The 14,700-nt window shown below is 42.9% G+C and carries 16 protein-coding genes; 11 read left to right on the forward strand and 5 right to left on the reverse strand.

Features of this window, described 5'->3' with window-relative positions:
• The first annotated feature begins 5 nt into the window (after window positions 1–5).
• The 4 genes from dnaK (at window position 6) to ACFE90_RS27250 (ending at window position 4,477) form a co-directional block, all read left to right on the forward strand.
• Complete coding sequence (gene dnaK / locus ACFE90_RS27235) at window positions 6–2,090, forward strand: molecular chaperone DnaK (RefSeq protein WP_375505544.1); 2,085 nt, start codon at window positions 6–8, stop codon at window positions 2,088–2,090.
• A 127-nt stretch (window positions 2,091–2,217) separates the two neighbouring features.
• On the forward strand, window positions 2,218–3,213 hold the full coding sequence (locus tag ACFE90_RS27240; protein ID WP_375505534.1) for a DnaJ C-terminal domain-containing protein: 996 nt from the start codon (window positions 2,218–2,220) through the stop codon (window positions 3,211–3,213).
• 428 nt (window positions 3,214–3,641) lie between these two features.
• Window positions 3,642–4,166 (forward strand): J domain-containing protein, encoded by a 525-nt coding sequence (locus ACFE90_RS27245; protein ID WP_375505545.1) that lies wholly within the window; start codon window positions 3,642–3,644, stop codon window positions 4,164–4,166.
• Between the two features lie 38 nt (window positions 4,167–4,204).
• Window positions 4,205–4,477, forward strand: a complete 273-nt coding sequence (locus tag ACFE90_RS27250; protein WP_069071493.1) for a DUF3143 domain-containing protein — start codon at window positions 4,205–4,207, stop codon at window positions 4,475–4,477.
• A 40-nt stretch (window positions 4,478–4,517) separates the two neighbouring features.
• Here ACFE90_RS27250 and ACFE90_RS27255 read toward each other — a convergent pair whose 3' ends face one another.
• The 5 genes from ACFE90_RS27255 to lysA form a co-directional block, all read right to left on the reverse strand.
• Entirely contained in the window at window positions 4,518–4,949 is a 432-nt protein-coding gene (locus tag ACFE90_RS27255) for a putative toxin-antitoxin system toxin component, PIN family (protein WP_375505535.1), read from the reverse strand.
• Window positions 4,946–5,170, reverse strand: coding sequence for a hypothetical protein (locus ACFE90_RS27260; RefSeq protein WP_114083829.1), 225 nt, complete (start codon window positions 5,168–5,170; stop codon window positions 4,946–4,948). Before ACFE90_RS27260 ends, ACFE90_RS27255 begins: the two co-directional genes overlap by 4 nt.
• Before the next feature lie 94 nt (window positions 5,171–5,264).
• Window positions 5,265–6,014, reverse strand: a complete 750-nt coding sequence (locus ACFE90_RS27265; RefSeq protein WP_335158905.1) for an isoprenyl transferase — start codon at window positions 6,012–6,014, stop codon at window positions 5,265–5,267.
• On the reverse strand, window positions 6,011–6,934 hold the full coding sequence (cdaA, locus tag ACFE90_RS27270; protein ID WP_375505536.1) for a diadenylate cyclase CdaA: 924 nt from the start codon (window positions 6,932–6,934) through the stop codon (window positions 6,011–6,013). Before cdaA ends, ACFE90_RS27265 begins: the two co-directional genes overlap by 4 nt.
• A gap of 108 nt (window positions 6,935–7,042) precedes the next feature.
• The gene (gene lysA / locus ACFE90_RS27275) at window positions 7,043–8,452 is read right to left on the reverse strand and encodes a diaminopimelate decarboxylase (protein ID WP_375505537.1); all 1,410 of its coding nucleotides are present in this window, start codon (window positions 8,450–8,452) and stop codon (window positions 7,043–7,045) included.
• A gap of 92 nt (window positions 8,453–8,544) precedes the next feature.
• Between lysA and rimI the strand changes: the two genes are divergently transcribed.
• The 7 genes from rimI to ACFE90_RS27310 all read left to right on the forward strand — a co-directional run bounded on the left by rimI (window position 8,545) and on the right by ACFE90_RS27310 (window position 14,498).
• Entirely contained in the window at window positions 8,545–9,096 is a 552-nt protein-coding gene (rimI, locus tag ACFE90_RS27280; RefSeq protein WP_375505538.1) for a ribosomal protein S18-alanine N-acetyltransferase, read from the forward strand.
• A gap of 591 nt (window positions 9,097–9,687) precedes the next feature.
• Window positions 9,688–12,156 carry an ATP-dependent Clp protease ATP-binding subunit gene (locus tag ACFE90_RS27285; protein WP_375505539.1) on the forward strand — a complete coding sequence of 823 codons (2,469 nt, stop codon included), beginning with the start codon at window positions 9,688–9,690 and terminating at the stop codon, window positions 12,154–12,156.
• A gap of 238 nt (window positions 12,157–12,394) precedes the next feature.
• On the forward strand, window positions 12,395–13,588 hold the full coding sequence (locus ACFE90_RS27290; RefSeq protein ID WP_375505540.1) for a restriction endonuclease: 1,194 nt from the start codon (window positions 12,395–12,397) through the stop codon (window positions 13,586–13,588).
• Window positions 13,589–13,654: 66 nt separating this feature from the next.
• Window positions 13,655–13,870: a hypothetical protein gene (locus tag ACFE90_RS27295; RefSeq protein WP_375505541.1), complete on the forward strand. Its 216-nt coding sequence runs from the start codon at window positions 13,655–13,657 to the stop codon at window positions 13,868–13,870.
• Between the two features lie 130 nt (window positions 13,871–14,000).
• Entirely contained in the window at window positions 14,001–14,135 is a 135-nt protein-coding gene (locus ACFE90_RS27300) for a DUF6972 family protein (protein ID WP_375505546.1), read from the forward strand.
• Window positions 14,083–14,352: a hypothetical protein gene (locus ACFE90_RS27305; RefSeq protein ID WP_375505542.1), complete on the forward strand. Its 270-nt coding sequence runs from the start codon at window positions 14,083–14,085 to the stop codon at window positions 14,350–14,352. The genes ACFE90_RS27300 and ACFE90_RS27305 overlap by 53 nt, the downstream gene beginning before the upstream one ends.
• A 23-nt stretch (window positions 14,353–14,375) precedes the next feature.
• The gene (locus ACFE90_RS27310; protein WP_375505543.1) at window positions 14,376–14,498 is read left to right on the forward strand and encodes a hypothetical protein; all 123 of its coding nucleotides are present in this window, start codon (window positions 14,376–14,378) and stop codon (window positions 14,496–14,498) included.
• Window positions 14,499–14,700 lie beyond the last annotated feature (202 nt).

A 14,700-nucleotide genomic window follows, 5' to 3' on the forward strand; every position in this document is an offset into this window, starting at 1 on the left:
AACGCATGGGCAAGGTAGTCGGCATCGACTTGGGTACAACCAACTCAGTAGTCGCCGTTATGGAGGGTGGCAAGCCGGTGGTGATTGCCAATGCAGAAGGAATGCGAACAACCCCCTCCGTAGTTGGGTTTAGCAAAGAAGGCGAAAGGGTAGTTGGGCAAATGGCACGCCGCCAAACCGTCCTCAATCCCCAAAATACCTTTTTTGCAGTTAAACGCTTCATTGGGCGCAAATATGCAGAACTGAGTCCAGATTCCAAGCGTGTACCCTACACCATCCGCAAGGACGAAGTGGGCAATATTAAAATTGCCTGTCCCCGTCTGAATAAGGATTTCGCCCCAGAAGAAATTTCGGCAATGGTGCTGAAGAAATTGGCCGACGATGCTAGTCGCTATTTGGGCGAACCAGTAACAGGGGCAGTGATTACAGTACCCGCTTATTTTAACGATTCTCAACGGCAAGCAACCCGCGATGCTGGCAGAATTGCTGGTTTAGAGGTGCTGCGGATTCTCAATGAACCAACTGCTGCATCTTTAGCTTATGGATTGGATCGGGGTGACACGGAAACTATCTTAGTATTTGACTTGGGTGGTGGCACTTTTGACGTGTCGATTTTAGAAGTAGGCGATGGAATATTTGAAGTTAAAGCTACCAGTGGAGATACGCAACTTGGTGGTAACGACTTTGACAAAGTAATAGTAGATTGGCTAGCAGAGCAATTTCTGGAAGCCGAAGGGGTAGATTTAAGACGCGAGAGACAATCTTTACAACGCCTGATGGAAGCTGCGGAAAAGGCAAAAATTGAGCTTTCTGCTGTCAGCATCACCGAAATTAACTTACCTTTTATTGCTGCCGATCAGGAAGGCCCCAAACATCTAGAAACTCGTCTAACGCGTTCTCAATTTGAAGGCTTATGTGGTGATTTGGTGGGGCGATTGCGGACACCAGTGAAACGCGCCCTCAAAGATGCCGGACTCTCACCCAGAGACATTGAAGAAGTGGTGTTAGTTGGCGGTTCTACACGGATGCCTATGGTGAAGCAGCTAGTGCGGGACTTGATTGGTACAGAACCCAACGAAAACGTCAACCCCGATGAAGTAGTGGGAGTGGGTGCAGCAATTCAAGCAGGTATTCTCGCGGGCGAACTTAAAGATGTGCTACTTTTGGATGTCACACCCCTTTCTATGGGGTTAGAAACCATCGGCGGCGTGATGAAAAAACTCATTCCCCGCAATACCACCATCCCAGTCCGTCGTTCGGACATTTTTTCCACGTCCGAAAATAACCAGAATACTGTGGAAATTCACGTAGTCCAGGGCGAACGGGATATGGCAGCAAACAATAAGTCTTTAGGACGTTTCAAGCTGTATGGGATTCCACCAGCACCACGAGGAATTCCCCAAGTTCAAGTGTCATTTGATATTGATGCTAACGGGATTTTACAGGTAACAGCCCTAGATAGAACCACTGGGCGAGAGCAGAGTATAACCATTCAAGGCGCTTCCACCTTGAACGAGTCAGAAGTGAATCGGATGATTCAGGATGCTGAGAAATACGCCGATGTTGATCGTGAACGTAAAGAAAGGGTAGAAAAGCGGACTCGTTCTGAGGCGTTGATTTTCCAAGCAGAACGACAGCTTAGAGAAGTAGCACTAGAATTTGGTATGCAGTTTGCCCGCAGCCGCCGCCAAAGAATTGATAATATTTGCCGAGACTTAAAAGAGAGTCTTAAGGAAAATAGCGATCGCGGTATTGACCAAGCTTACGCCGATTTGCAAGATGCTCTCTATGAGCTAAATCGGGAAGTCAGGGAAACTTATGCTGAAGATGAAGATGACGACTTGTTTGGTACAATCCGTGACATCTTTACTGGTGATAAAGATAAAGAACGCGACTTTCCCAGAGATACATATCGGGACCGCGACTCATACAGTAAGGACTATGGCAGAGATTACGGTAAAGACTATGGGAGGGACTATAGTCGAGACAGTCGTTCTTCCTCCTATGAAAGCCAAAGCCGTCCGCCACGCAAATCCCGTCCTAGCTACCAAGATAACTGGGATGATGAAGAAGACAATGATTGGTTGTAATACTCTTAATAGAAGCGAAAAGTGAGGAGTTAGGAGTGAGAAGTGAGGAGTTAAAAATTAAATCTTTCAACTCCTAACTCATAATTCTTAATTAAACCAAAATCTAAAATCTAAAATTTAAATAACTATGCAAAATTTGCCGAATTTCCGCGATTACTACGAGATTTTAGGAGTATCTAAAGACGCCTCTGGTGAGGAAATTAAAAAGGTTTATCGGCGTTTAGCAAGGCAATATCACCCCGATCTCAATCCGGGTAACAAAGAATCTGAAGAAAAATTTAAGGATATTGGCGAGGCTTATGAAGTCCTTTCAGACTCAGCCAAGCGATCGCAATACGACCAGTTTAGCCGCTACTGGAAGCAAAAAGGTTTTACAGGCAACAAACAAACACCAAAGGCTAAAACCTGGCAGACTGGTGCTAGCGATCGCAACGGCAATCAGGACGTAGATCCAAGCCAATTCTCTGATTTTGAAAGCTTTATTAATCAAGTTATCGGCGTCAAAAATAAAAATACGGCAAGTAAGTCCAATAATGGCAATACTAGCGATCCGTTTCGTTCCCCCAGAACAAAAGTTGCCTACACAGTTAGCACCCCACCTCGCACTACCCGTCGAGATATAGAAGCTAGATTAACGCTCCCACTAGAAAAAGCTTACAATGGTGGTAATGAACGCATTCGTTTGGAAGATGGGCGATCGCTAGAAGTTAGTATGCCTCCAGGTATGGTAACAGGTCAAACCATCCGTTTGCGAAACCAAGGTGTTGGTGGTGGCGATTTATACTTAAAAATTACCGTTAATCCCCATCCATTATTTAAGCTAGATGGTTTAAATATCCTCTGCCAAGTACCAGTCACTCCCACTGAGGCAGTTTTAGGAGGACAGGTAGAAGCACCAACTTTGGACGGCCCTGTAAAAATGACCATCCCTGAAGGAGTTAGGTCTGGTCAAAAATTCCGGCTAGGGAATAAAGGCTACCCCAGCGATGATGGCAAACGTGGCGATCAATTAGTCGAAATTCAAATAGTTACCCCAAAAAACATTAGTCAAGAAGAACGGGAACTGTACGAAAAGTTACGCCAAATTGAAACCTTTAAACCCCGTGCTGATTTACTGAGTTAAGGATGAAGTGATGTATCAACCTATTACTAGTAAAAATTTAGCATAATTTTATACCTTCAACTTTTATTGCTCTGAATTTTCTGCGCCTTTCAAGAAATATAGCCTCATTATGGACTTGCGCGATAATCGCAACAAACCTTATGGAGAGTGGTATGGCGATCGCATGTATTAACTCTTGAAAAGCTAAAAGGGGGTGGGTCTAAGTAGAATTACTACTTAGATACACGGCATGAAGCCAACGTTCGCCCTTTTAAATACTATTGTAGAGTATATAAATACAACCATTCAATTCCTCACCTATAAAAGGCTTGGGCATGATGTCAGAATCTCATCAGCCATTTTTTCTTCTGTGAATGGGCAGAGGTTTACAATATTATAAAAAACTTGATTGCAAGGTGACTCAAACAGCCGTGAATCACAACGGGGCAATGCCACAAAGCAGTAAACCAACTTATTACTCCCTGCTAGGACTGCATCCCTCGGCATCAATAATCGACATTCGTCGTGCTTATAGGGAACTGAGCAAACGCTATCATCCTGATACTACAGACTTGCCTACTGCGATCGCCACTCTCAAATTTCAGCAAATCAACGAAGCCTACGCTACCCTTAGCCATCCAGAACGGCGCTTGGGCTACGATTCAAAAATTGGCTATTCTCGCTTTGCGGTGATTCAACCACCTCCTGACTTGAACCGTCCCGTCTCGCGTTCTCATGATTGGTCAAAATCAGCTTACCTCGATCCTAGCGATCGCCCCCTCTCATCTGGCGAAATTTTTGCTTTATTTATGCTGGTGTTAACATTTGTAGGTTGTCTGATACTAGCAATTGCCATTGGCTTAACGCGTGGTGAGGCTGCTTTCCAAACGCATTTGCTACAGCCAACTCCATCTGTACAACAGCAAATTAACCATGTATTGCAACTAATTACCCCTATAGTAATTAAAAACTAAAAAATTTCCTAATCCAAAATCTCAAATCCAAAATTCCTATGCCTCTTCTTCCCTCTGATACCCCGTTATATAATCATCCCCTGCCACAAATTGAACAGTGGTTAAAAGACCAAGGCTGTCAACAAGACGACACACAGAGGCATTGCTGGCATGTGCAGCGCCCTAGTTGGAAAGCTGAACTATGGCTTGATGTTGAGCAAATCGTAGTGCGATATGTCCAATCTGGGGAAAATGGGCAAGATATCCAACGTTCATTCAAGTATTCTCTCAGTCGGGATGATGTAGAACAAGCGGTATTTTCTGGGCCATAAGGAAGTGCGAAGTACCGTTCACGGTAAAAAGGTACGGAAATCAAGCCGCAATCACGTTCAAAAAAGAATGAACACCCAACAATCGGATGCCATAAGTTGCCATTACTGCCCTCAACTCATCATCAGCACGTAAATCATCATCCCCAGACACAATAATTTCTGCTTGGCCATCAATAGCCGTAGCAAGCACAGCTAAATCTTTGGGATCTCGACAATTAGGTGGAACCGTTTCCAACTCAATCCATATTGCTCGGTATTGCAACTGCTGTTCAAGTTGAATAGCAACACTTGGGTTAATCCGTTCTCTTAACCGGGGGCGATTCCAAACTAGATGGAGTTCTTCCATTAGGGGTTGACTCATCACCAACTGGAATTTGTCCTCATTAAATGCTTCCAATATGGGCAATGTAACTCGGCCTTTGAGCAAAATACGAATCCAAATATTAGTGTCGATGACCACTCGAAACTTCATGTTTGGTGAGATTGCTGGCGCACAGCCTTAATTTCAGCCATGATATTTTCATCTGTAATGTCATCAACCGGGGGTTGAGCATAAAGTTCTTGAATTAAAGCCCTCAAATCTGAACGTAAATCCACTAAAACCAACGCTCTGGCAACCTCTGCCCGTTCCTCTGGTTGCAACTGTTGCACAGCCGTAATGAGTTGTTCCAGGGTGATAGGAATCGATACCATATCAATAGCCATCATTGAGTTTATTAAATTGTAGTGCGATCGCCAATCTTGTAGCTTTGCTAACGCATCCTAGCAACTTAATGAATGTAATATTTTATACTTTTCCAAATCGCCGTTCGCGTTGTTGGTAGGCACATAAGGCGCGGTGAAACTCAGCCCGGTCAAAATCGGGCCAAAGAGCATCTGTGATGTAAATTTCTCCATAAGCCATTTGCCAGAGAAGGAAATTTGAGAGGCGCATTTCTCCACTAGTGCGAATTAACAAATCTGGGTCAGTAATTCCGGCTGTGTACAAGTGGCTTTCAAATACCTGTTCATTAATTTCATCGGGTTGTAGCAGACCTTGCTGGACTTGTTTTGCGATCGCCTGACAAGCTTGTAATATCTCCTGTCGTCCGCCATAATTAGTTGCTACTGAAAACCGGATACCACCATTATCCTTTGTTGCTTCCATTGAACGGTATATTTCTTGTTGGAGCGATCGGGGGAGAGCTTGCAAATTTCCCACAAACTTAATTTGCACATTCTCTTCGACCATTTCTCGCAGTTCTTGGCGCAAAACTCTTTGAAACAGAGTCATTAAAAAATCCACCTCTTCCTGCGGCCTTTTCCAGTTCTCCGTTGAAAAAGCATAAGCCGTCAGCGCCTGAATTCCCCAATCTTGACAACAGCGAAGTAAATCCTTGAGAGCATCTACTCCTCGCTTATGGCCCATAATCCGAGGTAAACCCTGACGTTTAGCCCATCGACCATTGCCATCCATAATCACTGCAACGTGCTGTGGCAATAGTTCTCGTTTTAAATCAGTAGGCAAATCTTGCAGTTTAGTTTGTTGTGCTGTCATTTTTTATCTCGAGAAGCGGTCGATGGTAATCTGAGTAAACGTGAAACCAGTGCTAGTGTCTTCCTACCTATCTGATGAACAAAACTAAACAGACCAGGAGCTACAGCTTCCCTATCCACGATTGGGGACAAAAGAGCTTCTAATGACTCTTGCAGTTTCCTAATCGTTAGGGGTCTATTTAGGGTTCCCCGTTCCGCTAAGGAAATAGAACCCGTTTCTTCAGACACAACGACACAAATGCAATTTTCGACCCGCTCAGTAATTCCCATTGCCGCCCGGTGGCGTGTTCCCAACTGGCGCGAGGCTGTGCGTCCCGAAAGTGGTAAAATTATACCCGATGAGATGATCCGCGATCCGCGAATTAATGTTGCCCCATCGTGTAACAAAGTTTTTGGCTGAAAAATTGTCTGGATTAGTTCTTTAGAAACCTCAGCATTTAGCTTTACTCCTGGCACAGAAAAATCTCGCTCATCAATTGGCCCTGTGGTTTCCACAATTAGTAAAGCTCCAATACGGTTTTTTGACAATTCTTTAACAGCCTCAACAATTTCATCAATTACACTATCAGATTTGGGGATTGCCAGCCGATCAGGTTGAAACAGCTGGCGGAATTCGCCACGACCTAATTGCTCTAAAAAACGCCGAAACTCTGACTGTAAAGCAACTGCCATCGCTACAGCACAACCTATTACCAACTTTTCCAATACAAAACTTAGCAGAGGTAGTCCTAATCTGCCACTTAGTGCTGAGGCTAGCATTAAGATAATGAATCCCCTCACCATCCACAGTGTTCGGCGCTCACTAATAATAACTAGTATCATGTACGTCAGCGCCAGCACTAACACAATATCCAGAGTCCCAAGTAGCAAGGACTGTGACCATCCTAGGTTTATCAGCCATTGCTTCCACCAATCTCTCATGACATCTGGATTACACTTTTGCCTCTAATTACATTTAGTCATTAGTCATAAGTCATTAGTCATTAGTAATTAGTTCCTGGCTAATGACTAATGACCAAGGACAAATGACTATTTCTTTAGCCTTTCTGGTAGGCGATCTTGTCGAATTAAGTCTTGATAAGTTTCACGTTGCAAAATTAAATTTGCTTCGCCATTCGCCACCACAACTGCTGCCGATCGGGGCAAGCGGTTGTAGTTAGATGCCATACTGTAATTGTACGCACCAGTTCCCATAACTACGAGAATATCTCCTGGTTCAGTCTTTGGAAGTAGTGCATTCTTAATCAGAATATCTCCTGATTCACAATGTTTACCAGCAATTGTGACTGTTTGGGTTAAAGGTGAAGACATTTTATTGGCAATTACTGCCCGATAAACTGATTGGTAAGTAATCGGGCGGGGATTATCAGACATTCCCCCATCGATCGCTACGTAGGTACGAATTTCTGGGATAACTTTGGATGAACCAATAGTATAGGCAGTGACGCAAGCTGTGGCAATTAACGATCGCCCCGGTTCACTCAGTAATTTCGGCAAAGGCAGATTTTCGGCTGCACAAGCTTCTTGGATTACTTCAGAAATCGCCTTCACCCACTCTTCAATACTAGGGGGATCGTCTGATTCTATATACTTAATTCCTAAACCGCCACCTACATTTAACTCTGTCAAATGTAAACCATACTTCGCCGCATCACGTAACCACTGTACCATCAGAGCCGCTAAATCTTGATGCGGTTGGCGCTCAAAAATTTGGGAACCGATATGAGCATGTAACCCTACACACTTAATGACAGATTGTTTACTGACAAAAGTAAATAATTCCTCTAACTCATTTGGATCAAAGCCAAATTTACTATCTAGTTGCCCCGTGCGGATATATTCATGTGTGTGACATTCAATACCTGGGGTCAGGCGCAACAAGAATCGAGGATGTACAGAGGGGGAATTTGCCCTCTCGACAATTTCTACTAAAGTGCGTAATTCGTGCCAATTATCCACCACAATAGTGCAACCCACTTCAGTGGCAAAAATCAGTTCTTCACGAGATTTATTGTTGCTATGAAGATAGATTTTCTCAGGATTGACGCCTGCTTGCAGCGCAGTGTAGAGTTCACCGCCTGATGCGACATCGATTCCTAAACCTTCTGATGCCGCGATCGCACAAACTGCTAAACAATTCCAAGCTTTTGAGGCGTACAATACTTGAGATTCGCCCTTGTAGTATTGCTTGAAAGCATCTCGGTATTGCTGACAAGCCAAACGCAAGGTTTCTTCATCTAAAATATATAAAGGTGAACCAAACTGCTCAACTAGGGTTGTGACATCACACTCACCAATTTGCAGGAGGTCATGATTATGAACTCTGGCAGTTAAGGGTAAAAGTTCCTGATTAGGCGATGGATTTGCCTTGGTGTCGTACCTTTGAGGTAAATATTGACTTCCAGAATGTTGAACCCCTGTGGGGTGAGTCGATACCATAACTATAAAAGTTTTCCTTGTTCAAATTACGGGCTTTGAGTTTGTCTCTCGGTTCCCAGTGTACAAAGGGTTTGTAACGTTATTCAATAAATGTGATCTTATTAGACTTAGAAATTAAATTACTGACATTAGAAAATCTCAGTGCTATTTTGGAACTCGATCAAGCCTGTTTTGGCGGACTTTGGACTCTAGACGGCTACAAACGAGAATTGGATAGTCCCAACAGCGATTTACTCGGTTTATTTTCTCCTTCCTCCAGCACAAGTTTGCTAGGAATGGGTTGCTTTTGGTCAATTTTAGATGAAGCCCACATTACAATTTTGGCGGTTCATCCTCAATATCACCGTCAAGGAATGGGTGCGGCTTTATTATATTCACTCATTAAGACAGCTTGCGATCGCAAAATGGAGCGAGCTACCCTCGAAGTCCGAGCTTCCAACTTGGCGGCAATATCTTTATATCAAAAATTTGGCTTCAAAACAGCTGGGCGGCGGCGGCGCTATTACCAAGATAACGATGAGGATGCTTTAATCCTTTGGCTCCCAGATTTACAACACCGCAAATTTAAAGCAACTTTAGACCAGTGGTATTCCATTGTCAGCGATCGCCTCGAAAAATCCTCTTGGCACTTGCTTTTTAAGTAGGTAGGCAAGAAAATTTATAACTATGTCATTGCGTTCGCCCCTGGCGTTCCCGTTGGCGCAGCCTCTCGTAGAGAAGGGTACGGAGCGAAGCAAACTGAACTAATCACAAGGATTTTGAATTTTTTACATTTTGTTACATAGTTAAGTTTATTTGTATTTACCTACTTAGTTGGGCATTATTATACTAATTTTGAATTATTGGGGCTTGCGATCAGCTTCAGCAAAAAAATGTAACTTTGTGTGCCTATTTTGATTTAACTTTTTTATTTAAAAGCCAGTTGATATAACAAAATAATATATTAATATTTTTTACTTGATATTAAAAAATATATATGATAAATATAAATGTTTGGGATTGAGTCAAGAAACCCTTAATCTAAGCAGTGAACTGTTTGTAATAAATCCCAAAAAGGCTGGTGAACTAAAGCTCCTCAGTACACTAGCCAGATAAGAGTAGTCAATAGTTAACAATTAGCCCATTAACTCAAGTCATAGCTTCAGGATGTCTATAATCTGTTATACAGGCATCCAAAAGCTTTGCCTGTGCTAAAATCAGCATACCGGCACGACCGCAGATGATGGGATAAAGCCATGTTTGAGCGCTTCACAGAAAAAGCCATTAAGGTAATCATGCTGGCCCAAGAAGAGGCCCGCCGTTTAGGTCACAACTTTGTCGGAACCGAGCAGATCCTCCTGGGTCTGATTGGCGAAGGCACTGGAGTGGCTGCCAAGGTGCTGAAATCAATGGGCGTCAATCTCAAAGATGCCCGAATTGAAGTTGAAAAAATTATAGGACGGGGATCAGGCTTTGTTGCCGTGGAAATTCCGTTTACGCCACGGGCAAAGCGAGTTTTAGAACTCTCCTTGGAAGAAGCACGCCAACTGGGGCATAACTACATTGGCACCGAGCATCTGCTGTTGGGCCTAATCCGCGAAGGGGAAGGCGTCGCAGCCAGGGTGCTAGAAAACCTCGGTGTGGATCTATCCAAGGTAAGAACCCAAGTCATCCGCATGTTGGGAGAAACTGCCGAAGTTTCACCAGGTGGTTCATCCGGGCGCACAAAAACCCCGACTCTGGATGAATTTGGCTCAAACCTGACCCAGATGGCAATAGACAATAAGCTCGATCCAGTGGTGGGACGCGCTAAAGAAATTGAGCGGGTGATTCAGATATTGGGTCGCCGAACTAAAAATAACCCAGTGCTGATTGGGGAACCAGGGGTTGGTAAAACTGCGATCGCTGAAGGTTTAGCTTCACGCATTGCCACCAAAGATGTCCCTGACATCCTCGAAGATAAACGCGTCGTCACCTTGGATATTGGTTTGCTCGTAGCAGGAACCAAGTATCGGGGTGAATTTGAAGAACGCTTGAAAAAAATCATGGATGAAATCCGCTCTGCGGGTAATGTCATTCTCGTGATTGATGAGGTACACACCTTAATTGGTGCGGGTGCAGCAGAAGGTGCGATTGACGCAGCGAATATCCTCAAACCAGCTTTGGCAAGAGGTGAGTTGCAGTGCATCGGCGCTACAACCCTAGATGAATACCGGAAGCACATCGAGCGAGATGCAGCGCTAGAGCGGCGTTTCCAGCCAGTGATGGTTGGCGAACCTACAGTAGATGAAACAATTGAAATTTTGTATGGTTTGCGCGAACGCTACGAGCAACACCATAAATTGAAAATCTCCGACGAAGCATTGGTGGCGGCGGCGAAATTGTCAGACCGTTACATTAGCGATCGCTACCTTCCAGATAAAGCCATCGACTTAGTTGATGAAGCTGGTTCTAGGGTGCGCTTGATTAACTCCCAGCTGCCACCCGCAGCCAAAGAGTTAGACAAAGAACTGCGTCAGATATTAAAAGAAAAAGATGATGCAGTGCGCTCTCAGGACTTTGACAAAGCTGGAGAATTGCGCGATCGCGAAATGGAAATCAAAGCCGAAATCCGGGCGATCGCTCAAAGCAAGACCAATGCAACTGGCACAGAACATGAAGAACCTGTAGTTACAGAAGAAGACATTGCCCACATTGTCGCTTCCTGGACTGGGGTACCGGTGAACAAACTCACCGAATCTGAATCTGAAAAGCTGCTGCACATGGAAGACACCTTGCATCAGCGTTTAATTGGTCAGGATGAAGCTGTGAAGGCAGTTTCACGGGCAATTCGTCGCGCTCGTGTCGGTTTGAAAAATCCCAACCGACCCATAGCTAGCTTTGTCTTCTCTGGGCCTACTGGTGTAGGTAAAACCGAGTTGGCCAAGTCCTTAGCTGCTTACTTCTTCGGTTCCGAAGAAGCGATGATCCGCTTAGATATGTCCGAATACATGGAGCGTCACACCGTCAGCAAGCTGATTGGTTCCCCTCCAGGTTATGTTGGTTATAACGAAGGTGGTCAGCTGACCGAAGCCGTGCGGCGGCGTCCTTACACCGTGGTGTTGTTCGACGAAATCGAAAAAGCACACCCCGATGTATTCAACATGCTGCTGCAAATTTTGGAAGACGGACGGTTAACTGATGCCAAAGGTCGCACGGTGGACTTCAAGAACACCTTGCTGATTTTAACTTCCAATATTGGTTCTAAGGTAATTGAAAAAGGCGGTAGCGGTATCGGCTTTGAATTCTCCGAAGATGCCAGCGAGTCAACTTACAACCGGATTCGCTCTTTGGTGAACGAAGAACTCAAGCAGTACTTCCGTCCAGAGTTCCTCAACCGACTCGATGAAATTATCGTCTTCCGTCAGTTGAGCAAGCCTGAAGTCACCCAAATCGCCGAAATTATGCTCAAGGAAGTATTTGGTCGTCTCACTGAAAAGGGTATCACTTTAGAAGTTAGCGATCGCTTCAAAGATCGTTTGATCACTGAAGGTTACAGTCCCAGCTACGGCGCAAGGCCATTACGTCGGGCAATTATGCGTCTGTTAGAAGATAGCCTAGCAGAAGAAATTCTGTCTGGTCGCATTAAGGATGGCGATACAGCCTTAGTTGATGTGGATGAAAACGGCGTTGTGCAAGTTAGTTCTCAACAGCGTCGGGAATTGTTACCCCAAGGTGTTGAGTAAGATTTAGGGTTTGGGATTTGAATCTCAAATAAAAAATTAGAAAACGGTAGAGTGTTTATTGCTCTACCGTTTTTTTATATGGAATGACATACAGATGATAAGCGACTTTGGGCTTAAGTTGACATTAAGGTATTGAGCCTTTTTTGCTTGCTTTAACTAATAAATACAGAGTAGACTGATAAAAATTATACATTGTTACTAAATTTACAAATTTATTGTCAACCAACTTTGTTCTTATATGAGTCAATTAGATAAAGTACTACGTCAATTTGAAGCTACCGAGGCAAATTTAGTTAAGCTTGAAAAGCTATGGGATTTGTTACAAAAAAATATACCTGATGGGATCGTATTCAGTACAAGTCCTGTTTATGAAGATGCTTTGCGTTTGTATGAGCTTATACTCGCAGAACTACCATTGATTGATGGTACGAAACCAAGGACACTACCTTGTGATCTTGATGAGATAGCCAAAGCTCGTTGTCATGTACTTCAAGTTGGAGAACTAGAAATTCAAATCGAATTAAATCGTCGAATTGAACAGCCTAGTAAAGAACTAAGGGAATATAAATTTCGCTTCAATCAAAAACGGCGAAAACTTATTCAAAATAAAATTATGCAAATTTCTAACGAAATAGATCAGGTACTGGAAAAACTTCAGCAGAGGTATTCTATTGACTATGAAGATAGAATTGATTATGGCAAAAATAAAATTGAAGATTTAGCTGCAATCAGCAACAATATAAAGCAAATAGATATATTACTCGGTAACAGTGTGCGTCGTCCAACAGCCTGGATTGATATGAAACGTCATCTTTCTTATGCACAAATTGATGATTTAAGAGATATTATCCTTTTTGATTGGCCATCCGTGAAGGCAGGAATTACAGAATCTCTATACACCGCAAACTATCCAATTCCAGTAGATATTCAAGATTTAGGTGAACTCGTTGCATCAATTCCTTCAGGAAATATTATCACTAAATTAAATTGGGAAAGACTTTCTGCTGAAGATTTTGAACGTTTGATATTTAATTTAATCACTTTAGAACAGAGCTATGAGAATCCTGAATGGTTAATGCATATTAACGCCCCAGATCGTGGTCGTGATTTGTCTGTTTATCGAGTTCATCGAGATTTATTGAGTGGCGTAATCCGTAGACGCATTATTATTCAGTGCAAACATTGGCTTACTAAAAGTATTTCTGTACCAGACCTTAGTGCAGTAAAAGATCAGGTAAAACTTTGGGAACCGTCAAGAATGGATATTTTAGTAATTGCTACAACAGGGCGCTTTACGCCTGATGCTGTTCACTACGTTGAGAAACATAATCAATCAGATTCCGCCATGACGATCGAGTTGTGGCCAGAGAGCCATCTTGAGACTGTCCTTGCTTCAAATCCACATCTAGTAGCAGAGTTTGGTCTGCGGTAGTATATCGTTCACTAAATCGTTACCATGTTAGATTGATCGAATAAGCACTAAAAGGTATTCCAAGTTATGACCTTTAGTGATGTAATTGAAGCAATTAAAAGTCTTTCCAGTGAAGACAAGTTAGAAATTCAACTGTTATTGCAGCAATATCTACGGAAAGAAAGGCGTGAAGAGATTTATCAAAATTTTCAGGCGGCGCAAGTAGAACAGCGAAATAGTGAACTAAAGTTTTCCTCGAATATAGATGAACTGAGACAACTGATATTTCTGAAGTCGATTTAGATATAAACCCTTGGTAAAAGTTGGAGCATTTTATTGAGAGTTAAGATGCACTAATAAAGATGCGATCGCCTTTCGCATCTGATTTCAGATATTATTCACCGAAATGATTCGAGGAGATGACCGTTATGGGATGTTTTTTAATGAACCAATAGGTTATAGAATCAGTCCAGATGGTAGCCGTATTCTACTTTACTATGGGGAGATAAAAATCAATGGAGACGACCAATACCACGTCATCCCCCGCACAAGACCGAGTGAAGAATAACTGGGAATTTACAGAAGTATGGATAGATGCAATGTTATCCCCTCCATATATTCTTTTATTGGTTTGCGGCAGTGAAGATAACTGTCAAGTTTATGATCCGGCGCAAGGTTATAAAGTTGTATTTTCTAGTAATGACTATAATGCAGCCAAATTATGGTTACTAGAAGATGAGTATGAACCAATTGAAGGTAGGCTTTTAGCTGCGGAATTAGCCTAAGTTACTAGAGAGAATATCACCGCATGATTGACGCTGGCATTTTGAGCGATCGCAAAGTTGAACTACTCAAAGGAAAAATTGTCGAAAGGGTAAGCTGTGCTACTCTAGCTTATAGTTTAATACCTGTCAAAGTTCTGAGATATTGATTAACTAAAACCTATTGAATTATAGCTTGATAGTAGAATAGTACATAGTAGTAACAAAGGAACAAAAACGTGCAAAGCATACTTTTAAGCCGCGAAGAAGTTGCACGACGTGCGAAAGAACTATACGAAAACAGTATTCGTCAACAAGTGAAACTATCCCACTAATAAAAAAGTATGGTAATCTACTTCTCAACAAGGAGGG

Origin of the sequence: uncultured Nostoc sp., from assembly GCF_964245445.1 — a bacterium.
GTDB lineage: Bacteria > Cyanobacteriota > Cyanobacteriia > Cyanobacteriales > Nostocaceae > Nostoc.

Bases quoted from the DNA above. Each gene is read 5' to 3' on its own strand.
- ACFE90_RS27285 (WP_375505539.1), top strand. From the start codon at position 9,688: ATGTTTGAGCGCTTCACAGAAAAAGCCATTAAGGTAATCATGCTGGCC.
- cdaA (WP_375505536.1), bottom strand. From the start codon at position 6,934: ATGAGAGATTGGTGGAAGCAATGGCTGATAAACCTAGGATGGTCACAG.
- ACFE90_RS27305 (WP_375505542.1), top strand. From the start codon at position 14,083: ATGGAGACGACCAATACCACGTCATCCCCCGCACAAGACCGAGTGAAG.
- ACFE90_RS27300 (WP_375505546.1), top strand. From the start codon at position 14,001: ATGTTTTTTAATGAACCAATAGGTTATAGAATCAGTCCAGATGGTAGC.
- ACFE90_RS27265 (WP_335158905.1), bottom strand. From the start codon at position 6,014: ATGACAGCACAACAAACTAAACTGCAAGATTTGCCTACTGATTTAAAA.
- ACFE90_RS27250 (WP_069071493.1), top strand. From the start codon at position 4,205: ATGCCTCTTCTTCCCTCTGATACCCCGTTATATAATCATCCCCTGCCA.
- ACFE90_RS27245 (WP_375505545.1), top strand. From the start codon at position 3,642: ATGCCACAAAGCAGTAAACCAACTTATTACTCCCTGCTAGGACTGCAT.
- ACFE90_RS27310 (WP_375505543.1), top strand. From the start codon at position 14,376: ATGATTGACGCTGGCATTTTGAGCGATCGCAAAGTTGAACTACTCAAA.
- dnaK (WP_375505544.1), top strand. From the start codon at position 6: ATGGGCAAGGTAGTCGGCATCGACTTGGGTACAACCAACTCAGTAGTC.
- ACFE90_RS27260 (WP_114083829.1), bottom strand. From the start codon at position 5,170: ATGGTATCGATTCCTATCACCCTGGAACAACTCATTACGGCTGTGCAA.
- lysA (WP_375505537.1), bottom strand. From the start codon at position 8,452: ATGGTATCGACTCACCCCACAGGGGTTCAACATTCTGGAAGTCAATAT.
- ACFE90_RS27295 (WP_375505541.1), top strand. From the start codon at position 13,655: ATGACCTTTAGTGATGTAATTGAAGCAATTAAAAGTCTTTCCAGTGAA.
- ACFE90_RS27290 (WP_375505540.1), top strand. From the start codon at position 12,395: ATGAGTCAATTAGATAAAGTACTACGTCAATTTGAAGCTACCGAGGCA.
- ACFE90_RS27240 (WP_375505534.1), top strand. From the start codon at position 2,218: ATGCAAAATTTGCCGAATTTCCGCGATTACTACGAGATTTTAGGAGTA.
- ACFE90_RS27255 (WP_375505535.1), bottom strand. From the start codon at position 4,949: ATGAAGTTTCGAGTGGTCATCGACACTAATATTTGGATTCGTATTTTG.